Origin of the sequence: Paenibacillus sp. FSL K6-3182 (genome assembly GCF_037976325.1) — a bacterium.
Lineage (GTDB): Bacteria > Bacillota > Bacilli > Paenibacillales > Paenibacillaceae > Pristimantibacillus.
Genome location: NZ_CP150265.1, coordinates 262,947 through 286,054, shown reverse-complemented (window position 1 = coordinate 286,054; position 23,108 = coordinate 262,947). Strand labels below are relative to the sequence as shown.

Below are 23,108 nucleotides of genomic sequence, written 5' to 3'. Positions count from 1 at the left end.
GAGGCATTAGAAAGCTGAAGCTGTAATACCTGTCTGTTTAAGTACTTTACGAGGACTTACGAGGAGTAAACGATGCAATCAACCTATTAATTAAATAATAAAACAGCTGCCTAATAAGTGAAAAAGCAAAAACCCCAACCTCTTATGGTCGGGGATTCACATTGTGGAAGCGAACTGCGCCAAAGTACAACGACAATTGGCCTCAGCGCAATGATTTGATTGCTGGGATTAGTATGATTCCTTATATTCATTGCTTCCAAATCACTCTTTATGAAATGCGCAGCGCCTGTCTTCTCATCCACATCGTCGCGACCCACTTTTCACCTTTAATCACCGGTGTACCTGCATGCAAGGTGAAATCATTTATTTCATTATTGTTATAAAAATATTCAAAGTAAACAGCCATACCTTTGTTAGGAAAAACTGAAATATTAAGCAGAGGGAACGCCGTTTCTCCGCCTTCCTCCACATCATTCAAATACATTATAAGCGTACTAATTCGATTGTTAGCACTTGCTCGATTTGTTTCTGCGAAAAAATCATAATGTGGCTGATACTCTTGGCCAGGGGTATACAGCAAAACTTGCAAGCCGTCGCCATGCTCAATGGGAATATTCATAATTTGAGAGAATCTTTTTTCGATTTTTGTAATCGTCTCATTCTCCTCACAAAATACTCCACTGCTCGTTCTAATTTGGTTCTCTGCACGATCTCCACTTATTTTTGAACGTTGCAATTGTTCCCTAGAATGTCTAATTAGCTCATCGCATTCCTCATCGCTAAGCACATTTCCTAGTACGACAACCAATGGCTCCTCATACTTGGCAAGAATACGAATCTCTCGATCTTCTGTCTTAATTGTATTTCCAGCATGATCAAATATCGTCCGCTCTTTTTCCGTCGTATCCCCTATCATTCTTACACAGCCCCTATGGTATGACATTCACCACAAAATACCATACCATACATTTCAAGTATTTACTTTAAAAAATCAGAAAAATCGAAACAATCAAACGGTCACCCCGCTATGGTTGCGCAGGTATATACATATTTTGTATCTCCTGTACTCCGGGCACGAACCCGAGATTAAAATAAACAGATTCTGCATCGTTACCTTCCATCACATACAATCGTAGAATTGAATATTTATTTTTCAGCATACTCAGCGCTCTTTGCAGCATAAGTGTAGCCAGCCCTCTTCCTCTATGAGCAGGTATTACACCGATACTATATACTGCTGCCATGTTATCTTGTAGACAAAGACGACAATTGGCAATGAGCTGACCAGAGTTCTTATCATAGATTAGTGTTGAGGCCTGAACTAATATGTCATTCGAATAATTAGGATCTTCATTTGGCATAAAATCTTCTAAAGAAAACTTTTTTCTCCTTACTGCTTCAAATCCGCCTTTAAAGCTTTCATAGTCACAATGAGCAATGTCATCTTCATTGATGAATCGCTTAGCTCCCGTCTCGTTTTCTTCAATTTGGGGACTTTCAATAATTAGATTATCATCCCAGATAACTTCGAAATGATCTGTAGGACGCTGCATCCAACGGCATCTGAATTCATCCGCCCAGAAGCCTGCCCTCGCAAATAATTGAACTTGATCAGGAAGAACCTCAAAAGTCTTAATTGGCTGCGATCTGTCAGACCAATGTATTACTATTTTTTTAAGCAGCTTCAATATCTTGAATGCATCATTAAAAGGAGGAATAAAAAATAAATGGTAGATTACGTTGGGCGCCATTCTTACGCCACCGATTTTATTCTCTCCCTCATAAATCCAATATGAATTTCTTCGCGATGCTGCATAGCTTTCTTCTCTAAAAAAACCATTATATTGCATATTATAATATACAGAACAATACAATCCCCATTCTTCTGGCTCCGCCATCCGAATAGAATATTCCTTCGACAAATCATAAGTAATGGTATCCATAGACCAATTGTTTAATTGCATACTCCATACCTCCTTGTAAATTCACAAAATAATAGAATGAAAACACGAATTACTACCGTTTGATACCTCTCTACAAGACGTCCGAGAACGACAAAAAGACTACAGATGAACGTAGCTTCATCTGCAGCCTCTAATCTCCTAAGTGATCCCTATTCACAGGAATGAATTTCATTATACCTGATATAAGAATACAATTACCGCGCACATAAGTCGCGTTAGAGTAAGGGCGTATGATATTGCTATTGTTCTTAATGTACGAGTTTAGCCAAATAGCAGGTATGCAGATCATAACTGCGATCACCTCCAATTAAGCCACACCTCATATATTCAGTTATTTTTTCAACTGATTAAGAACAACAATAATCATGACACCATTCACTCCTATCGCATGCTTATTTGTCTATATTACCAACGAGAATGCCTATTTTCAATTTACTAAATAATTATAAAAGATTTCTACCCGTATTTTATCCTACAGATAGCAAAAACTTAATGACCTATAACCTGCCTAGTGCTTCTGCCTTTCTATTTTACCAGCTATAATTTGTGGGGGATAAGATTGCATTACAACATATTCACCTTTATCATTCGTTTTGGGAGTTACATTAACTGATTCACCTATCGCCAGCTCGTTGTAGAGCAGAGTATCCTCAACAATATAATTTATTAATTCAATATCATTCTTTTTAAATGTTTCAAAGTCCATACTTTCTGCATCTTTCCAAGAGATATCCTTCGCTACTAAAATTTTTTGCTCTTCTTTTGCAATAATGTAATTCCCCTTTTTGTCGTCTGATGAGGAACTGCAACCAGCTAATCCACATACGAAAATTGCTAAGGCTACTCCTAATACTAACTTTTTCAACATTTTCACCCCTATTCAGTATAACCTTTAGACGAAAATGTAAGTGATATGTTACGAACGAATACAATTTTAAGCTTTTGTTTTGGTTGATTTATCAATACGTCATCATATTTCATACTTAATCATTATTGCCACTCGGTTCAACATTCACGATGTATCCCTTTTAAACCACCATGATGATTCACTATTTCTTCTAGTCCTTCGACCGTCTCTCCAAAAAAACTTTGCTCACTTTCGATTTCAAATTTCATCTCATTATCTTGATGTGCAAATTCCTTGAAATAACCTATTATTGAGATTTGCCTTCTATTAATAAATTTAACTTTGAGCTCTAGGTTTGCTTCAGTAGAACAAAATGTTGCCACTCCCTTTAACTCCGCCCAACATTTAACTATCTGATTATAGAACTCAAATACTTCACCAGTTGTAAACCATAACTCACCCTTTACGTAATAGCTTCCGCTCTTAATTTCTGCGATTCCCCTTACATCATAACCACCAAAAGGGCTTATCATATTCGGAAACCCGAATACTTCATCTAAAGAGATTTGTATAAAACAACCCTGTTTACCTCTCATAACAAATTGGTATATCGGAATCAACCCATTTCGTAGTAACTTATTTCAGTTCTTTTAATTAGCCTGCTAGTAAGCTTCATATAAAATGAGAGCAGGTTCCGCAGCGCCTGCTCATTAATATGTTCTATTCAACTAACGTTGCCCACCCTCGTAATAAAAAAATCATTTAAAGGCTAAGTTCTTTCTCTTAACATTGTATTTTTAACATCTACCAAGCTGATGCGTTCATTCTGGCAATTTCATCGGTTAGTCCCAGTCTGGTCATTTCTTCTACCATTACTTTTTCGACTTCCTCGCTATGAAAGCCTTTTGCGTTAAATGTACGTATCAACGCTAGTTTGCCAGCATAGGTAGCCCGCTTTAAATAACCCTGCAATTCTTCAGCTTCCAAATCATCATCCACCAGAAGTGTTTCGTGTTGCTGACCTTTATCTCCAGGATGTACATTGGTTACCCCTAGTCCATCAGGAGTAGCGACAACGATTCGTTTCTCCCTCGCTGCTTTCACTCGATCAAGGTATGTATATGGATGATCGATTTTTGGTAGGTTTAGCGCATCTACCAGTCTGGACATGACCTTACGGCGATTTGCTTGATCTTCCTCGGTTGGTGCCCATTCATATTGCGCTTCCTCTTCCTCTTGTAAGTAGTTTTGGTAGGCCTCATCACTTTCAAACGACATATATATAAAAGTACTGTCAATAGCAATTACGCTCAAAAACTCCCTAATATTGTTGGCAATGACTTCTCCAGCTTCATCCCCACCCATTGGGGAAACTCTTACAATAGGGGCATTATTTAAATCCGGAACAGATCCGAATTCCGTTAAGAAGCCGTAGTGTTCGCCATCTCCACCCGTCCACCCAAACGAAATGATATCCCAAGGAGTATTCCCATACTCACTTTGGTAATAACCTCCGTAAAAGCCGAGCTCATCCCATAACGATAGTCCTTCTTCTTCAAGTTCCTTATCTAAGGAGTACAGGTCGCTGAATATATCCAGATCAGAATATTTTCCGTAATTGATCTGCTCACTTTCTTCTGCACTCATTGTATTCTCTGCTACAGTTTCTTGCTTCGCTTGCCATGCGAGCAATTCCTCCCTGTCTTCATCTGTGACCTCGCCAGGGTTTGGAGATGTCGTAATCATAACTTTACCTGTTCCAGCATTAAAAACGATTTCTGAATCTGTTAAACCACTTAATCGTTTGGAGTGAATATAAATATGCCCATCAACTAATCGAAGCGTATCTTCCCACTCATCATGCATATAGGTCGTACCACTTCCATTTAATGTCTTGTAAGAGATAGCTAATGATCCATCTTTTTCGTGATTATAAGTCCAACCCATGGCAGTAAGTACCGAATCAAGAGGAAGATACAATCTTCGTCCCTCTATAAAAGGTTTGTTAGTAATAAGAATTTCATTCCCATCAACGTAAATATCCACTTGCTTTCCTGCCTTCTGTATATTCTCAGGGGGATTGGGCCTATCGCCACATCCACTCAGTATGCCCACGATTATGTTAAGGACAACTACCACTAATACTAGTTTCTTGACCGTCATTTCTTCTGTTCGCACATACTAATCCCCTTAGAAACGATCTCTTTTTCTATATTTTCGTCAGATAGTTAGATTATTCTGAAGTAATAAATCCAGAGGAGTACCATCAATAACGATAGTATGATGTTCAACTTTACAATACTCACTCTTCATCGTTACGACTTCAATTTTATTTACCAGTTCCATTGTTTAGACACCTCACTTTAAACAATTACCACGAAATAATGCACTACGATTTGCTCCGCTAACCTACCCGCTATTTCAAACGACCTCCTATTTTAAAATCTCAGTTGGGAGGGGCGGTGCAAACTCATATCTCCTAGCACGAGTATATAAGTTGTTTTTAAGCCGTAATTCAAAACATGCACCGTTAAATAATTCGCTTTGACAGCTTCAATATCCTTCCAGTTAAAATGCTATCTCCTCCAATATGAATCTCCAATAGTGTAACGGTAGATTGAATTATTCGACATGTATTACGACTTATCAACCAGTGCATGAGTTTTTTTAATTTATTATATACGTTGACACGTATATACACTTAAGTGTATATTGAATGTATGAACACAAACACTATGCAATTAACATTACTTACACTCGCCGAGCCGAACCGCTTTAACATTGTTGAGTTATTAAAAAAAGCACCACGATCGGTGAGTGAGATCGTCCAAGCGCTCAATATCGGTCAACCCCAAGTGTCTCGCCATCTACGTATTTTGAGCGAGGCTGGGTTGGTGAGCTCCCGCAACAAGGCACAACAACGAATATATAGCCTCGAAGCAAAGCCCTTTCAGGATCTGGATGCGTGGTTTGACTCATTTAGTATCCTTTGGGAAGAGCGTCTCGATTATTTTGAGGATTATATGCTCGACTACAAAAAAAAGGAGGATTAATACTAGCCTTTTATCTCAAGCGTTATCGCAGCAATGTTCGAAATCACCAAGCCATTTGGAATAATAGATTTGACGCACTAGAAAATGATCTAAAAAGGATGAATGAAGATGCGATCAAAAACAAAAATCCATAAAAACCGGGAACTTCGTGAGCTTACCATCGAACGGATATTAGCATTGCCTCCCAAGCTTGCTTGGGAAGGTTGGACAAAACCGGAACATATTACGCGTTGGTGGGGCCCTAAATTATGGACAACCACCGTCTTTGAAATGGATGTAAGACCCGGCGGTATTTGGCGTTATAGTCTCAAATCAGATGACATTATCGGGGAAGAGGCTTTCTGCAAAGCTGTTTATCAAGAGGTTACTGAACCCTTTACACTAGTATATACCGACTCGTTTACCGACAAAGACTGGAATGTCGTAGAGAACAGCGAGATGCTAACGACTGTTCAATTCGAGCAAACAACAAATGGCACAAAGCTTAGTATCGTCACACGATTCGCAAGTGCCGAGGAATTGGAAAATGCCGAAGCAATGGGTATGATTGAAGGCTTCAATGATGCATTTGACCGACTTGAAGAATACTTAGAAACGTCGACGGGAGGACTTATGGATACAGTTACTTCAAAGGATGGAACAAAGATCGCATATGAAAAGCTAGGAAATGGTCCTGCCGTTATCCTAATATCATCGGCTGTTGCCGACCATAGCGATGCAGCCCAGCTTGCCCAGCTGCTCGGAACTCATTACACCGTTTACAACTATGATCGCCGTGGCCGCGGTCAAAGCTCTGATGTCGCGCCTTATTCCGTCCAACGTGAAATCGAGGATATTGAGGCTCTAATCCAGAAGGCCGGCGGCAGTGCTTGCCTGTTTGGAAGCTCATCCGGCGCTGTGTTAGCTCTTGAAGCAGCGAGTCGATTAGGAGACCAGGTGTCGAAGCTGTATCTTTACGAACCACCGTTCATTATTAATGGCAGCCGTAAACCCTTGCCTACAGAATATGTTCACCATTTGAACACGCTAAATCAAGCAGGCAGACGCAGCGAAGCGGTCGAATACTTCATGTCGGAGGCTCTCGGTATTCCGGAAGAATATATTGGCTACATGAAAGCCGATCCTTCTTGGCAGGCGATGGAAAGCATTTCCCACACAATCGCCTATGATGGCATGATTATGGGTGACACGCAATCCGGCAAACCGCTTCCAACCGACCGATGGAAAGTAAATGTTCCCACGTTAATTATGACAGGCGAGAACAGCGAACCGCTCTTTCACGAGTCAGCCAAAGCACTTACCGAACTACTGCCTTTTGTTGAATCCCAAACGCTGCCCGGACAGGATCATTCGGCAGTCGTGATGGCTCCGAGCATTCTAGTGAAGACGATTGTCGATTATGACATCGTCCGAGAAGAAAAATGACGAGATTATTGCCATTAGAGAATACGAAATTAGCTAAACCACTATTGATTGCAAAACCTATATCCGCGATATCATCTAATGCCGCACGATTGTATATCGTCTCTGGATTACTTTTCATCTTGATCCTGGGTTGCCTACACCTCTTAGAGCCTGAATTCGATCCGACTTGGCGTTTTATCAGCGAATACGCATTAGGCAACTTCGGCTGGATGATGCATTTTGCATTTATATTGCTCGCTGTAAGTCTCATAAGTGCCGGAGTTGCAATCTTCTCACAGATTCGTAGCGTCTTGGGATATATCGGGCTCGTTATTCTTGGACTAAGTGTCTCAGGTATCTTAATAGCAGGCATTTTTGTGACCGACCCTATATCGTTGAGTCCTGATGCTGCAACGTTCAGCGGTAAAATGCATGCCATTGGCGCCACGCTCGACTATTCGCCTGTCGCCGCCCTCTTGATCAGCTTTGCATTGGTACGCAATGAAGCTTGGAGGCCCATTCGCGGACGACTGTTAATCAGCAGCGGAATTATGTTTGTTTTAATGGCGCTATTTATAATTCAAATTCCGCAAGATGGACAGTTCACTCCTGACGTACTTGCAGGTTTATTCGGACGATTCTTAATCGCATCCTACCTTGGGTGGCTTTTGGTCGTCGGATTTCACGTGCTCAAGCTTCGCAAGCAGAGCTTATAAAAACAGATTTGCCCTACTAGCATGAACAGAAAAATCAAAAAATCCGACCTCACAAGGTCGGATTTTTTCATGGTATTGGTGGCGAACCATGGCTGCGCAAAGCCATAATTCGCCGAAGTGTGCTGCTTATACTGTTCGTTGAATGGAATGACCAGTGGCACGTCTTCCTCACAGGCACAGCCTTACTCTTTCACCGCGCCCAGCATAATACCGGAAACAAAGTACTTTTGCAGGAAAGGATATACGATCAGCATTGGCACCATAGCTATGAAAACCTTGGCCGCATTCAGCGTTCGATTAGACAGCTCGGACAGCTTCTTATATTGTTCAGGGGTCAGATTGGTGCCAACCGGAATGTTTACGACAAGCTGCTGGATATAGGTTTGAAGCGGATATTTAGCCGCAGTGTTCATTAGCACTAATCCGTTGAAGAACTCGTTCCAATGATAAACGCTAAGGAACAACGCTACTGCAGCAAGAACAGGAAAGGAGCATGGAATATATACCCGAAACAGCACTGACCAAGGACCAGCACCGTCGACTACTGCCGCCTCATTCAGCTCCTTCGGCAAATTGCGGAAGAAGTTCATGATCAGGATCACGTCGAATACCGGCACTCCTCCGCCAAGTACTAACGCCCAAATCGTATCGATTAAATGATAGTTTTGAATAGTGAGATACCACGGAATCAATCCTCCGTTAAACAGCATGCAAAAGACAAGAATCCACATAAAGGTATTGCGCATTTTAAAATCCCTCTTAGGTCTTGCCAGTGGGTAAGCCATTAATACCGTCATCAGCAAAGCAAAACCTGTACCGAGCACGGTGCGCTGAATGGAAATCCAGAACGCGTTAAAGAAGAGGGCGTCATTAATAATTTCCTTATACGGCGTCAAGGAGAAGCCAATGGGATAAAGCGTAACCAAGCCTGCATTAGCAGCGGATTTCTCAGAAATCGATACACAGAAGGTGTACCAAAGCGGGTAAATACAGCTAATAAGCAAAAGGCCGAGGACGACGATATTGGCAATTTCAAACGTCCGCGAGCCTAGCGTTGTATTTCTGACCAATGCAGCGCCCTCCCTCAGAATACCGTGTAATCGGCATAGCGATACGCCAGACGATAGGATATGAATATCAGCACAAAGCTAATGACCGACTTGAACAAACCTGCCGCCGTCGCGAGCGAGAATTGAAGATTTTGCAAGCCCAGTCGGTACACCCATGTATCCAAAATATCTCCAGTTGAATACACAAGCGGGTTATAAAGGTTATACACTTGATCGAATCCGGCGTTCAGCACGTTGCCTAGACTTAAGACGCCCAGCAAGACAACCGTGGTTGACAGTGCAGGCAGCGTGACGTGCCTAATCAACTGCCAGCGATTGGCACCGTCAATGGCGGCCGCCTCATATAGATTGAGATTAATGCCTGTTAACGCCGCAAGATATATAATTGCGTTAAAACCAAATTCCTTCCACACATCAGTACCGATGATGAGCTGCCGGAATATCCCCGCATCCGCCATAAATAGTTTAGGATCAAAGCCGAACATTCCAAAAACCGTATTAACAACGCCATAATAGCCAAAAATTCCGATTACAATCGTTGACATAATAACCCACGATAGAAAATGCGGCAGGTAAACGACAGTCTGCACAAGCTTTTTGTAGCGCATGCTGCGAAGCTCGTTTAGCAATATGGCAAAGATGAGCGGAATGAGCAGATTAAGCACGATTTTGCCGATTGCGATGATAAAGGTATTAACGATAACCGTCTTGCTGTCATTAAGCTGAAACATATACTTGAAGTTTTCGAGCCCCACCCACTCGGATTTAAGCAGCCCCGCTCCCGGATTGAAATCCTGAAAGGCCATCAGAATTCCAAACATAGGCACAATACTGAACATCACAAGCCAGACCATACCCGGCAACAGCATCAAATAATAGTGTTTCTGATGGCCTAATTTTCTCACTAAGGCTAGCCTCCCGTCTCCCTATCAGGATAACAAAGCTTGCAAAAGGCACTTAAAACCGCCAGCGCCTTCTGCAAGAGTATGCTCGGTTACTTCTTCAAGAGCTCGGCGACTTCCGCTGTAATCTCATCTCCGCCTTGAGACTTCCAGTCCTTCACGAATTTATCGAAAGAGTCGATGGACGCTTGGCCAAGGATGATTTTCATAACGGTCTCATCCTCCATCTTCTTCAGGTTAGCCCATTTCGTTTCCATCGTTGAAGTTTGGTTATAGGTTACGCTAAAGACCTTTTTATCAATTGGAATTGTTGTGAACGGACGATCACCAATCATGATGGAGTACAAGCGCTGGAAGTCTCCGAAGTTAGCTGTACTGAAGTTGCTGACATTTAGATCATCGTACGGAGGCTTAATGACGTCTTTTACCTTTTTCGCATCCGCATACATCAGCTTGTACAAGCTGTTCGGCTTATTATAATCCTCTGGATTGGTCTCGCCTTTCAGTACTTTCAGAAGCTCGGCATACTCATATTCCGTCTCATTGGCCGCGGCCATAACGTTGCGAAGCGGATACCAAGCCACATTAACCGACAAATCAAAGGTCGCTTCATCACGTACAAGCGCATTATTCATAATCATAATGGCTTTGACGACATCCGGTTTGGCATTTTTGCTAATAACAGTGTAGGTGCTGCCCGTCGTTTTCATATGCACATTCCATTTGTTATCGTCAGAATAGACCGGATAGGCCTGCCAGTTAGCCGTCGGATCGTTTTTGAAGGAGTCCCCGTTGCCATAGCCGCCATTCCACCATGGGCCGAAGAAAATCCCCGCCTGATTGGCATTAATCGGATCCCCTACGTTGTCACGGGTACCTACTTCAGGATCAATAAGCCCTTTTTTGTACCAGTCAGCCAGCAAAGCCAACGTTTTTTTCGTATTGTCCGTCGTCGTTCCGTATGTTACCGATCCATCACCATTGTCAAGCCAGTAGCCCGGATACGCATCCATCGCGCCAAAAATCGGATCGAATCCTCCCATATTGTTAGAGGAGACGAGGAAGGTAGAATAAGGGAACGTATTTTTGGAAGGACCGGCAATACCAATCATTTTGTCCCCGCCTAGCTTGCTATCAACAAACGCTTTCGCCGTCTTTTCGACATCGGACACCGTCTTCGGCACCGGCAGCTGCAGTTTATCAAGCCAGTCCTTGCGAATCCATAAGACATGAACGCCGTCGGTATCCACCGTAATGTTCGGGAGCGAAACCATCTTGCCCTTGTAGCTGGCATTCTCCAATGCACGGCCTTCGGTGCTTGCCATGATATCCTTCACCTGTGAAGATTGATATTGCTGGAAGATGTCGGTGATATCATACAACAGTCCCGAACTCGCCGCTTTGGTCATGAAGGAGCGGTCGTCGACGACCATACCGTCTGGCAGCTTACCCGATGCGATCGTCAAGCTGACCTTCTGCTTAAAATCGTTGCCGGTGGCCGCAGTCCAATCCACAATCACATTGATGTTGTACTTTTCCTTAAGGTAACGCGTGTACTGGTTGTTGCTTACACTGTCGCCTTCCGGCAGCGTTTTGTCTGTCGGATCCACCACCATGCCGATGTGGACATCAACAGGGTTCGGAAATTTGGAGAAGGCCAGGTCATCTCCCGATAGTGCTGGGCTTGCAGAGTTTGAGTCTGGATTTGAAGACGCTTTCAAATTATTCGATGAATTGTTGGAAGAAGAGCATGCTGTCAAACTTAGAGCAAGTAATACGACGGAAAGCATCAATGCCATATTCTTTTTCATCTAATCCCTCCTCAAAAGAATGGCCAAGCAATTCTTACTTCGTAAGCAACTGCTTAGTTTCTTGCCTTCTCATTGTACATTGGAAGTTAGGAAAAAAAGTCAGACAGATGTGCCGTGTTTTGCACCAGACACAAGGCCAAGGTAGATATTTGTTCGATCCGTTGTAGTCATTCATCCCCCTTGTGGAACTGGGCCCGAAATTCGGAGGGTAAAAGACGGGTCTGTTCATGGAACAGCTGGGAGAAATATTTGGAGTCGTTATAGCCTACGGCATGAGCAACCCAGGCGATCGACTGATTGGTTTCGCACAGCAGACGCTCTGCCGCTCTTATCCGCTCTTGTCTTAAGTATTCATTAAACGTTGAACCCGTCAGCTTCTTAAAGCATTGGCTAAAATAACTTCGGCTCATATGTACATGATCAGCGACGTCCTCGGCATGCAGTGTATTTGAAGCCTTCTCGCAAATGAATAACACAGCCTTTAGGATGCTGGTTGTCGTATTGGTAAAATCGGAGGATGAAGCAACCTGCGCATAAACACGTTTCCTGTAATCGCGCATCCATTCAACCGCAGACCGGACGTCATCGGCATCAGACCGGAGCTCTGCAGCGAGTAGAATAACGGGCTCAATTTGTGACAGCACACGCATAAATAACCCTTCCAGACGGCGAAAAGAAACCTTAGCTTCTATAGTCTGTTTACATAACCGCTGAAAAACCGATTCATTATAAAGCCAGTAGTGTGAGCGCCACTCCTGCTCCAGCCTGCACCACTCTTCTTCCTCCAGGTTTTGCTCAGGGCCATGTTTAGGCGCTGATTGCGCAGGAGTCTTGGCAGAAAGAGGTATCATTTCTCCTGTCATTTTCTGCTGAATTCGTTTCAATATTTGCTCATCATCCTCTGATTCCAGGCGCACCTTGGAAATATAATCGAGCACACCCATGCGATAAGCCGTTTGCACAATCTCAAACTCTTCGTGAAAAGATAAAATAACGGAACGCAGGTCCGGAAATCTTTGCCGTGTGACTTGAAGCAGCTCCATACCTGACATGACAGGCATCGAGAGATCTACGAATATGAGGTCCACCTCATAACTTTCCATAAACTCCAGCGCCTTCGCGCCGTTCGCCGCTTCTCCAACAACAACCATATCGTGATTGGACCAAGGCATAATCGAAATCAAACCTTTGCGTGCTAGCTTGTCATCATCAACAATTAATACACGAATCAAATCGCTCTCTCCTTTCTATGATGGAGAAAAGGAAGGGTTAAAGTAACCGTTGTGCCTTGATTTGGAGTGCTTTCTATACTCATACGAGCTTTATAGCCATAAGATGATTCCAGCATAGACCTGACATAACGAAGTCCAATTCCCCAACCCGTCTGCTGCTGATCCGGCGTGTCGCGCTGCAGCAAAGCAAGCGTCTCAAGACTCAGTCCTTTGCCATCATCACGGATTATAATGCGCACCATCTGCGCCTTTTCATCAGCCGAGATGTTGATCTCCAGCTTGCCGTTATCGTCAAGGCCATGACAGACGGCATTTTCCACAATGGGCTGCAGAATGAACCTCGCGACAGGACTATCGAGATAAACCCCTTCCGCAATATCCAGCTTCACCTCAAAATCATGCCTCATCTGCTGCAGCTCCAGATAGGTTCGCATGACCTCTATTTCCGATCTGAAGGTAGCCGTATCCTCTGATTTACCCAAGTTATAGTTCAGCAAAAAAATTAACGAGGAAACAAACTTCTCAATCTCCGCCTGCTTATGCATAACCGCCAGCCACCGTACCGAATTGAGCGTATTCATCAGAAAATGCGGGTTGATTTGATAGGCTAGCTTCTCTATCTCCAGCTGATGACGGCGCTTTTCCTTTTGCTCCACGTCCATAATTAGCTGCTGAATTTGTCGCTTCATAATATTGAATTGATCGAGTAGCCGATCGAATTCATCGATCCCCGTATGATATTGGCTGGTACCCATATATCCCTTGCCAAACGTCCTCATTTCCTTCTCGATTAGTCGAAATGGCTTGTTAATGATCCTCCGCAATAATAGTGTGAGCATAAACATCATTAGAAGAGCAATAGCGAGAATCCAGTACATATGATTTTTCCACGTATAGAGCTCGTGATTGTAGAAGGAGACAGGAAGCAGCAACGTGATGCCGTAGCCATAGTCACCTGTCATTCGGTTCCATACATACCCACCCGTCACTCCCGATTGCCCGCTTAGACTGAGACGCTGGCCAGCACTAAAAGCAGTTGAATTGCTGCTATAGGTCACCAAGCCCGCCGTATCGGTGAAAACAAGCATATAGGGCATACTCAAGCTTTCTGTAAGCGAATTCATAACGGTGGAGATATCCGACTTTGCTTCAACATAAACAACTAATTTCGTTCCATTTGAAAATTCAACCTCCCTTGTCACCGACATAACCAGATCATCGCTGAATCGGCATAGGGATTTATGCGGGGACTGGTATTTCAGCTCACCGGTACCGGCGACACTCGGCAAAGATTGCAGCGTAAAGTCACCGCGCAGCGGCAAATTCGAATAAGAAGCATTTCCGCTCGCGGGATTATAATACATCACCAGCTCCATAGCCGGATTCGAAAAAGTAATTAATCCAATGTTGTAGGCGATATCGCGTGAGAGAAGACGCTGACTATACGTGTCCGCGGTGGAGATATACGTCTCCATCAGGTTGCCAACCGTACCTTCCGGTGTCATCTGCTGTGTAACTTGTAGCAAGTTACTGTACATCTGATTCAACTTTGTCGTTTGCTGATATAGATCAAAAGCCATAGAGGTCTTGATTTTATCGCGCTGCATCGTGTAGATCGCATTATAGGAAACAGACGCCATTAAGATGGCATATCCTACAAATCCAACGGTCAGAAACACCATGATTCGTTTGCGAAGAGAGGTGAAAACAAACCGATTGCGCAGCATAGACACGATGCTTATTTTCCTACTTGTAGACTTCATAGAGCGATTGCCGTCCACCTCCACCACCTCACAACAAGTATGAATCAATATTCGCTGTTTTACAGGTTTATCCTTCCTTGTGGGGAGAGCGCTGTGTTGCACAGACACATAGCGATCTGAGAAAAAGCAAAAACCCACAACCTGTTGCGGTTGTGAGTTTGCTTGGTGGAGGTAAACCGTGGTTATGCAAAACCACAATTCGCCGTTGTATATCTCTACAATATGCCTACAACGATCCACTCACAAGCCGCCCTTGGTACCATACCGCTTGACGCGCCGCTCTTCGCGCTACCGCTTCAGCCGTGCAGCTTGCGTGCAACAGTACAAAGCTCGCGTCGTCTCCGATCTTAGGCCACACCTGCTGACCTTTTGAATCAAGTGGCGTTATCCCCCCAGTAATGAAACTGATGGCTTGAGATAGTGATAATTCATCGTTATACCCATACAATTCTGCGAATCGCCCTGCTTTATCTAATTGATCTCCACTCCCGAAGGGAGACCAGTGATCTGTAAGGCTATCCGTTGCCAATTTTACCGCTACTCCATTTTTAGTTAACATCGGGAGCGGCATCGTCATCTTGCCAATCGGAACCGTCGAAGCAACGGACATGCCAAGCGATCCCATCCGTTTAGCAACTTCCTCCGCCTCTTGTGGCTGCGCACCTGCAAACCAGAACGCATGACTAACCGTTACTTTTCCTTGCAAACCAGCCTCTTCGGTCAGATCGACTAAACGCATCAGAGCTTGCTTGCCCGCTTCGTTTCTATCATGTAAGTGAATATCGATACCAGCATTATTCAAAACCGCTAGTTCTACGATGGTCTGCAGTGACTTCTCTATATTTCCATCCACTGAGAATGGATCTACTCCGCCAACATGAGTTGCCCCCTCTGCCAAAGATTGCTTTACGAGTTGAACAGAATCCGATAGCAGAAGCCCATGCTGGGGGAAAGCGACAATTTCTGATGAAATTTTACCTGAGAATGTATCTAGCGCCTGCTTAGTCGCCTCTAACCGTTGAAGTCCACTGGTAGGCTCGATATTACAATGGGTGCGAACATGAGTAGCCCCATATCCCTGTATAAGAGTTAAGATGCTTTCGGCTTGTTGTCTTGCCATTGGAAGGAGCTTAGGCAATAATAGTTTCTCTTCCTCAATCCTCTCGAAGATACTCGATACAGGCTTTACCGCTTTCCAAGGTCCATCGAAATACGTTTTATCCAAATGAATATGAGCCTCTTCGAACGAAGGCAGCATCAATAACTCTTTACAATCATATTTAACAGTTTCACTTTGAATATCCCGTTCTGTCCCTATAATTTCAGCAATAATACCGTTTTCAATTCGTAAATGACAAATTTTCGTTTTCGTACCAGAGACCTGTCCATCTTCCATATCATAACCCTGTTCTAATCTTACATTCGTTAACCAATAAGAAGCGTTCAATCGATCATCTCCTGTCTTTACCCCTATTATAATTGTGTCCTCTTTATTCCCAATCTACTTCTATGGTATCACTAACCACTATTTTACGATAATCTCAATAGCGTTAGCATCCCCGCTTAGCTTGCAATTGAAACTACAATACATATATTATGGCCGCATCGCATTTGAGTAAAGTGTATAGGGAGAAAGAATTTGCAGTTATGTATTGCGAAGCTCATATCAAAATTAACAAAAACACCATCCTCATGCGGATGGTGTTAATGATCGCGGTGGCGAGGGGAATGGATACCTCTTAAATTCAATTTCACCCAAACGACTGAGTGAAAAAAAAAGGCTCTACCTTAACAGGTGGAGCCCTCTAGTTTTGTTATGTAATTAAATTATGCCGAGATTCTTCTGCCTTCACTATCCGTAAACTTTCCTACAATAATCATAATTAGGTCAATCAGCAACCAAATTCCCAATCCACCTAAAGTAATAATTTGCAAAATAGCCGTGCCTATTTTCCCGACATAAAACCGATGGATGGAAAACCCTCCCAAGAAAAAACAAAATAGTAATGCAGCTACAAATGATTTAGGACTTTTATCCATGATACATTCCTCCAAATTATTATATAATACCCTCCTATTCTATCGACAGAAAACCCATCAAATGTTAATTTTTCTAGTTGATGAGGTTCCTATAAATTTTAGGGGTCCTTGATGCGTTCACTAGCCAAAAGAATTGCGCAAAGTGATTTAATTGATGTAAATATGATTGGATCTGCAGCTATGGAAAGCCAATGAAAAAGAGGATAATTTTCCGTGAAGATAAAACAATTCTGTACCCTTCTTTCAGTCACTAACTTAACGAAAACGGTGTCGTGTTAAACTAACTCAACATAAAAAGAGCTGTCGAGACTTTCTCGACAGCCTTAGCCTGCCATATGGCAGGCTTTTTGTATGAAAGCACTATGCGTTAATTATTTTAATGCTTCCAATATTGCTTTTAGGTCCGCATTGGTTTGAAGCGTGTGTAAAATAATCGTTAATGCCTCAGCGCGAGATGATGGTTTGTTTGGCGCAAATTGTCTATTACCCGCTCCGTTAATAATTCCTGCCACTGCTGCTTGCTTGATTTGCTCTTTGTTCCACGCCTCATCAATATCTGTGAAAGCAGGCGCTGAAGCTGTGTTTACAGCTTTAAGGTCAATGATTTTAGAAATAATGGAAATGATTTCTGCACGGCTGATTTCTTTGTTTGGTTTAAATGTGCCATCTTCGTACCCTGAGATAATGCCGCTTTCAATTAAAGCAGCAATTGATGCTGAAGCCCAGTGATCGGAAACGTCACTTAGCTTATTTTTATCACCCGTTGCAGAAAGGTCAAATACCTTTGCAATAATAGTAGCAAATTCGGCGCGGGTTATACTTGCGTTAGGATGGAAGGAACCATCCTCATATCCGTTTACAATCCCCAATTTTACGAAAATATGAACGGTTGCCCCAGCCCAGTGAGATTTTGTATCTTTGAACTCAACATCAGTAGGATTAGCTTTCGCTTCCTCTACTTTCTTGTTTAAGCTGGAGATCACTTTTTCCACTTGAATCACATTTTGATCAAATTTCACTTCAGGCGGTGCTGTCGGTTTTGGTTCAGGTGTTTTTTCAGGCTTTGTTGTTGGCGCTGGAGTAGGTGTCGGATTGCTATGATCTCCACCGCCGCCAGAGCTTACTTTAACCTCAACTGCCTTTGTTCCATAAACGGCACTGCCGTCAGCAGCCGTTGCTTTAACGGTAACTGTACCTGCTGAAACACCCGTCAATACTCCGCTTTTGCTGATTGTTGCTGTACCTGTTCCGTTTTCAACAGACCACTCGATTGATTTGTCCGTTGCATTAGCAGGAGCAACGGTCGCGTCAACGGTTAACGTCTGGCCAACCAGCACGCTGGAATCACCTGTTAACGCAATCGAAGCTACAGGGACTTGGACAGCCGTAATCGTAAGAATCGTGCTGCCTACAACTCCGCTCTCATCGGTAGCTGTTGCTTGGACCGTTACTGTGCCTGGATTGCCGACAGTAAGCTCGCCAGTTGTTTTATCAATAACAGCCGTACCTGTTCCATCTATTACGGACCAAGCGACCGCTTTGTTTGTTGCGTTGCTAGGAGCTGCCACAGCATTCATTTGCAGCTTCTTACCTGATTCGATTGTAGCAACTTCACCATCCGCCGATACGGAAATCGTTTGAACAGGTATGGTGGGCTCCTTAATTTCGATCGTTTTGGTTCCATAAACGGTACTGCCGTCAATAGCCGCTGCTATAACGGTTACCGTACCTGCTGAAGTACCGGTCAATACACCGTTTGTACTGATTGTCGCAGTGCCTGTTTCGTTTTCAACAGACCACTCGATCGATTTGTCCGTTGCATTTGCAGGAGCAACGGTCGCGTCAACGGTTAACGTCTGGCCAACTAGCAAGCTGGAATCCCCTGTTAACGTAATTGAGGATACAGGGACTTGGGCGGCTGTTATCGTAACAATAGTACTGCCAACAACTTCACTTTCATCGGAAGCTGTTGCTTGGACCGTTACTGTACCTGGATTGCCTGCAGTAAGCTCTCCCGTTTCTTCGTCAATTACAGCTGTACCCGTCCCATCAATAACAGACCAAGCAACCTGTCGGTATGTTGCATCGCTAGGAGCTACAACAGCATACATTTGAAGAGTCTTACCTGATTCGATTGTAAAAACCTCATCTTCCGCTGTTACGGATATGTTTTGAACAGGTATGACAGGTTCATGGATTTTAATCGTTTTTGTTCCATAAACGTTGCTGCCGTCATTAGCCGTAGCTTTAACGGTAACCGTACCTGCCGAAATACCAGTCAACACACCGCTAGTGCTGATTGTTGCTGAGCCTGTTCCGTTCTCAACTGACCATTTTACCATTTTGTAAGAGGCGTCTACTGGCAATATATCCGCGCGCATAGCCAAAGTATCGCCAATAAGTAAGGAAGAAGCATCCCCTGCGCTTCCTACATTGGTTGCTGCCACAGGTGTAAATTTTTTGTTAAAAGGTTCATTCGTTATGAATTGAGAACCTGAATATAAAGAAAGAGGTACATTATAAATTTCACTAATGCCCGATTTAATTTGGAAAGTGATAAATCCGTTAACGGTGTACCACGAGTAACCCTCGTCTACCGTATTCGTCCTCGTATACATACTACCATTACCCTGGTCGTTTGGGTCTATGTTATAGAAGGTTAAAGCGGTATCTGCGGAATGTGCAAAAATTTCAGTTCGATCATCCACAAACTCGCCATTGGTATCATAAACAGCAAAGGTTACGTTTATATACCCGGGTTGACTCAGAACCATTTCTTTTAACTCGACATAGCTTACGGGAAGAGTGGGTTTACTTGCCGAAATATTACTGACAGTAACTTGACCTAATCCATAACTCATGTTTGGAACCCAGCTCACTACACCGTCGCTTACGTATCCACCTACAATGGATTGCGTGCTATTCGTATCAACAGTAACGCTGTTTTGGTTCGGCAATAGGTTGGGTGCCTGAACGACATCGCCATTCGAATATCTGATGTATGCATGCTCTGCCTCACTTAGTCTTTCCGAGCCAAAGATAATGGTGACTTGGCTTGTTTTGATCACACATCCACTTAACAGACTCAGAATTAAAACCGAAACTAAAAATAAATTGCGTATTGAAAATCGTTTCATGTTAACTTATCTCCTTATCTCTATAGTTAGATCCATTATATCCAAGCCCAATGACGGCAAAATGACAAACTTCGACAAAAGCAAAAAAAGCCCCTAATATTTTAGGAGCCTTTCATATCTACTCATTCTTATTTATCCAGCTCGGACAGCAGACTGAAATATAAATCAGCAGCCTCGCGGGAGGGCTTTATACCGATCTCTCTATGCAGCGTATCTTCGTATTGCCTATATTGCCGGGTCAACACTTCCTTGTTCTCTTGCAAAGCATAAGCTTTCATAAGCAGCATAAAGGATTGTTCATCTAGTTCATTGCGCGACACAAGCTTCATTAACAGCCTAATGGCAGCATTCGTCTCGCCTTTATTTAACAAAGCCATGCATAATCGCTGGGTAAAGGAGGTATAAAGCAACGAAAGACGCTCAATCTCGTTCCAAGCCCATGCAAAAGCATGATCCCCAAATAAGTCACCTGCGTACAACTGCTCTAGTTCAATCGCCTCTTCCAGATTCGTCTCATCCACGACTGTCATTTTTCTACAGCCTTCTTCAAAGCTTAAAAGGTCTACACTCACCTCACTCAGACTAAGAGCGTAGTGGTTACTGTCAGAATGCAAATTCTCTCTCAGGCCAAATGGATCTAATACCTTTCGCAGCTGATAGACGGTCGTATTCAAATAAACCTCAGCATTCTTTTGTGGCATGTCGCCAAACAGCTCTTCGATCAGTCTTGCTCTGGATATCAGCCTTCCTTTATGCATAAGCAAATAGCCAAACAGTTCTGCGCTTTTGCTTGATTTCCATTTCGCCCTTATACCCTGCGTGCTTTGAATATCTATAACACCTAAGCAGTTAAACCTCGTCTCATTTAAAGGCGCCGCCCACTCCCCTTGCCGCAAGTGCTCTTTACGCAACTCAGCAAACGCTCTTTGCAGCGTTTTTTGAAGTCGTTCCAGCACAACCGGCTTTACGATATAGTCGAAGGCATAAACATCAAAGGCAGGCAAAGCATATTCTTTGTGGGAGGTCAGGAACACGATCTTTATTTCTCTTCCAACCTCTCTTAACCGTTCGGCAAGCTCTAGCCCAGTTTCCCTCGGCATGCTTATATCCAGAAACACCAAGTCTACATCATGATTCATCAGGTAAGAAAATGCTGTTTCTGTCTCCGTGAAGCTGCCTGTAATTTCCACTTCCACAGATGTCTTTGCAAGCATCCGTTTCATAATTAAATGCATCGCCTTCTCGTCATCAATAAGGATAACCTTCAACCTGCGCTCGCCTCCAAGCTGCTTCGTCTGAATGCATGTGCAGATGGCGTAGGAACGGAGAAGTAGAAGGTACTTCCTTGCTCAGAACTATCGAACCAAATGTCTCCACCATTTAAACGAACAAATTCCCTGCATAACGTAAGTCCCAAACCGACGCCCCGTTCTCCTGCTGTTCCTGTTGATGACACCGGATAACCTTCTAGTAGCAGTGAGCTGGCTTGTTGCGGCGGTATACCATCTCCAGAATCACTTACAGAAATAATTAGTTTATCGGCATGATGTTCTGCTTTTAACCGGATCGTGCCGCCGATGTTGGTAAATTTAACGGCATTGGACAATAAATTTCGGACGATCAAATCCAGCATTTCTTTGTCAGCTAGAACAAACGTATCCTTCGGTATTTCCGATATCAATTGGATTTTTTTACTCTCGCAGCGAACCGTCAATAACCGGATGCAGACCTGTACGGTATGATATATGTCTCTCTCCACTGGGTTAAATACCATGCCTTCGCGTTGGCTTCGGAACCATTCAAGCAAGCTCTCTACCAGTGCAAAAGTATTTTCAATTTGCTGTCCCATTTCATGGATGATTTCCTCATGCTCTCCGCCGTAGCCTTGCAGCTCGTCCTCCATGAGCTCCATCAAATTGATGAGCACAGCCAGCGGATCACGAATATCATGAGCAACTACGCTAAACATTCGATCCTTGAACATGTTTAGTTCGCTTAGCTGTCGGGCATTATCAAGCAGCCGCTCCTCTGAACGCACCATTTCCGTAACATCGCTTAACAAAAACATTTTGCCGGCAGGCTTCTGGTTCTTATCACTAATCAAGGACATATGCACATTATAATAGGGTTCATCCGCTTGACCCGAAATTTGAACCTTGCTGCTCAAAGAAGGCCCTTGCACGATTTTCTCCAACAGCAATGGATATTGCGAAAAGACTTGCGCAGCCGGCAAACCGATCCACTTATTATTTATCCCTTTAATAACCTGCTTGCTGGATTGGTTGAAGCTAGTTAGCGTATTTTCCAAATCAAATATAATTACCGCATCCTGCATGGATGCAAACACCTTTTGCAGCGCTAAGGGCGCTAGTCTAAGCATGTTAAATTGATAAATCCCCCACATGTAGAAGATTCCTGAGAAAATAAATCCAAATGGGGAGATATCAATGGGCATATAAATGACATTGCTTAAATAAATAAGCGTAAATCCAAAAGGCCCCCATGATCCAATGATCATAAAAGCGATTTGTTTCTTCATGCGAGATGTCGCTTTTAGAAACATTTCAACCATTAATGCCATGCCTACTACAAAGAAGGAATAGGAATAGTAGACATGCAGCTTGTATAAAGGCCCTTTCTCCGTCGTTACCAGCGGAAAGCCCTCTGAGTAATTCAAAGTCATGCTTTTATAAAATAAATGATGCCAATCGTTCGTATAATGAGCTACAAATGTAATGGAAGGAACAATCATTAGCAGCGCTACTACCCATTTTCGAACGAGCGCTTGCCTTCCCGTATATTGCAGCACCATTATAATCCATAGAATAGTGCCAAATGGGATGCCTAGATATTCAATTCGAAGCCAGAAGCGTATATGCTCTAAATCGGTGCTAACAATTTCAAAAGCATATCCGAAAGTGTACAATGAACCCGTCAACATGCCTAGCCCATAACTAATTGAAATAGGCAGCTCTCTTCTTTTCCAAGAGAGATAACACAGCATTAGCGAGCAGCAGGTAGCCGCCATCAGCAATGCTGATAAATATAAATTGTAGCTCATAGATGTTAGCCCCCGTGCTTTATGTACTCTCTCGTTATGCTTCTCTTATGTTAGCAGATGAAGTTGTAAAAACATATATTGCCGCAGCAAAAAATTGCATAAAACACT

At 43.2% G+C, this 23,108-nt stretch carries 18 protein-coding genes; 3 read left to right on the top strand and 15 right to left on the bottom strand.

Translation table 11 applies throughout. From position 1 onward, the window contains the following. Window positions 1-268: 268 nt before the first annotated feature. The 5 genes from MHH56_RS01410 to MHH56_RS01390 form a co-directional block, all read right to left on the bottom strand. A complete protein-coding gene (locus tag MHH56_RS01410) occupies window positions 269-916 on the bottom strand; it encodes a 2OG-Fe(II) oxygenase (RefSeq protein WP_339206093.1) in 648 nt (215 codons plus the stop codon). A gap of 109 nt (window positions 917-1,025) precedes the next feature. Continuing rightward, on the bottom strand, window positions 1,026-1,964 hold the full coding sequence (locus MHH56_RS01405) for a GNAT family N-acetyltransferase (RefSeq protein WP_339206092.1): 939 nt from the start codon (window positions 1,962-1,964) through the stop codon (window positions 1,026-1,028). Window positions 1,965-2,472: 508 nt separating this feature from the next. After that, entirely contained in the window at window positions 2,473-2,832 is a 360-nt protein-coding gene (locus tag MHH56_RS01400; protein ID WP_339206089.1) for a DUF3221 domain-containing protein, read from the bottom strand. 137 nt (window positions 2,833-2,969) lie between these two features. Next, a complete protein-coding gene (locus tag MHH56_RS01395; protein WP_339206087.1) occupies window positions 2,970-3,407 on the bottom strand; it encodes a hypothetical protein in 438 nt (145 codons plus the stop codon). A gap of 208 nt (window positions 3,408-3,615) precedes the next feature. Continuing rightward, window positions 3,616-4,989, bottom strand: coding sequence for a hypothetical protein (locus tag MHH56_RS01390; RefSeq protein WP_339206085.1), 1,374 nt, complete (start codon window positions 4,987-4,989; stop codon window positions 3,616-3,618). Window positions 4,990-5,546: 557 nt separating this feature from the next. On the opposite strand from MHH56_RS01390, the gene MHH56_RS01385 reads away from it, so the two are divergent. The 3 genes from MHH56_RS01385 to MHH56_RS01375 all read left to right on the top strand — a co-directional run bounded on the left by MHH56_RS01385 (window position 5,547) and on the right by MHH56_RS01375 (window position 7,984). Continuing rightward, window positions 5,547-5,864 carry a metalloregulator ArsR/SmtB family transcription factor gene (locus MHH56_RS01385; RefSeq protein ID WP_339206083.1) on the top strand — a complete coding sequence of 106 codons (318 nt, stop codon included), beginning with the start codon at window positions 5,547-5,549 and terminating at the stop codon, window positions 5,862-5,864. A gap of 108 nt (window positions 5,865-5,972) precedes the next feature. Beyond that, window positions 5,973-7,289 carry an alpha/beta fold hydrolase gene (locus MHH56_RS01380; RefSeq protein WP_339206080.1) on the top strand — a complete coding sequence of 439 codons (1,317 nt, stop codon included), beginning with the start codon at window positions 5,973-5,975 and terminating at the stop codon, window positions 7,287-7,289. Next, window positions 7,286-7,984, top strand: coding sequence for a DUF998 domain-containing protein (locus MHH56_RS01375; protein ID WP_339206079.1), 699 nt, complete (start codon window positions 7,286-7,288; stop codon window positions 7,982-7,984). The genes MHH56_RS01380 and MHH56_RS01375 overlap by 4 nt, the downstream gene beginning before the upstream one ends. A gap of 182 nt (window positions 7,985-8,166) precedes the next feature. Here the strand turns inward: MHH56_RS01375 and MHH56_RS01370 are convergent, their stop codons facing one another. The 10 genes from MHH56_RS01370 to MHH56_RS01325 all read right to left on the bottom strand — a co-directional run bounded on the left by MHH56_RS01370 (window position 8,167) and on the right by MHH56_RS01325 (window position 23,000). Next, window positions 8,167-9,054 carry a carbohydrate ABC transporter permease gene (locus tag MHH56_RS01370; protein WP_339206077.1) on the bottom strand — a complete coding sequence of 296 codons (888 nt, stop codon included), beginning with the start codon at window positions 9,052-9,054 and terminating at the stop codon, window positions 8,167-8,169. A 14-nt stretch (window positions 9,055-9,068) separates the two neighbouring features. Further along, window positions 9,069-9,923 carry an ABC transporter permease subunit gene (locus MHH56_RS01365; protein WP_179089911.1) on the bottom strand — a complete coding sequence of 285 codons (855 nt, stop codon included), beginning with the start codon at window positions 9,921-9,923 and terminating at the stop codon, window positions 9,069-9,071. 125 nt (window positions 9,924-10,048) lie between these two features. Further along, complete coding sequence (locus MHH56_RS01360) at window positions 10,049-11,767, bottom strand: extracellular solute-binding protein (protein ID WP_339206076.1); 1,719 nt, start codon at window positions 11,765-11,767, stop codon at window positions 10,049-10,051. Window positions 11,768-11,934: 167 nt separating this feature from the next. Beyond that, complete coding sequence (locus MHH56_RS01355) at window positions 11,935-12,999, bottom strand: response regulator (protein ID WP_339206074.1); 1,065 nt, start codon at window positions 12,997-12,999, stop codon at window positions 11,935-11,937. Then, on the bottom strand, window positions 12,996-14,762 hold the full coding sequence (locus MHH56_RS01350; RefSeq protein WP_339206072.1) for a histidine kinase: 1,767 nt from the start codon (window positions 14,760-14,762) through the stop codon (window positions 12,996-12,998). Before MHH56_RS01350 ends, MHH56_RS01355 begins: the two co-directional genes overlap by 4 nt. A 226-nt stretch (window positions 14,763-14,988) precedes the next feature. Then, window positions 14,989-16,209: an amidohydrolase gene (locus MHH56_RS01345; RefSeq protein WP_339206071.1), complete on the bottom strand. Its 1,221-nt coding sequence runs from the start codon at window positions 16,207-16,209 to the stop codon at window positions 14,989-14,991. A gap of 380 nt (window positions 16,210-16,589) precedes the next feature. Then, window positions 16,590-16,802, bottom strand: a complete 213-nt coding sequence (locus MHH56_RS01340) for a TM2 domain-containing protein (protein ID WP_339206070.1) — start codon at window positions 16,800-16,802, stop codon at window positions 16,590-16,592. 371 nt (window positions 16,803-17,173) lie between these two features. Next, window positions 17,174-19,939, bottom strand: a complete 2,766-nt coding sequence (locus MHH56_RS01335; RefSeq protein ID WP_339206069.1) for an Ig-like domain-containing protein — start codon at window positions 19,937-19,939, stop codon at window positions 17,174-17,176. Between the two features lie 128 nt (window positions 19,940-20,067). Further along, complete coding sequence (locus MHH56_RS01330; protein WP_339206068.1) at window positions 20,068-21,207, bottom strand: response regulator; 1,140 nt, start codon at window positions 21,205-21,207, stop codon at window positions 20,068-20,070. Continuing rightward, entirely contained in the window at window positions 21,204-23,000 is a 1,797-nt protein-coding gene (locus MHH56_RS01325; protein WP_339206067.1) for a histidine kinase N-terminal 7TM domain-containing protein, read from the bottom strand. The genes MHH56_RS01330 and MHH56_RS01325 overlap by 4 nt, the downstream gene beginning before the upstream one ends. Window positions 23,001-23,108: the final 108 nt, after the last annotated feature.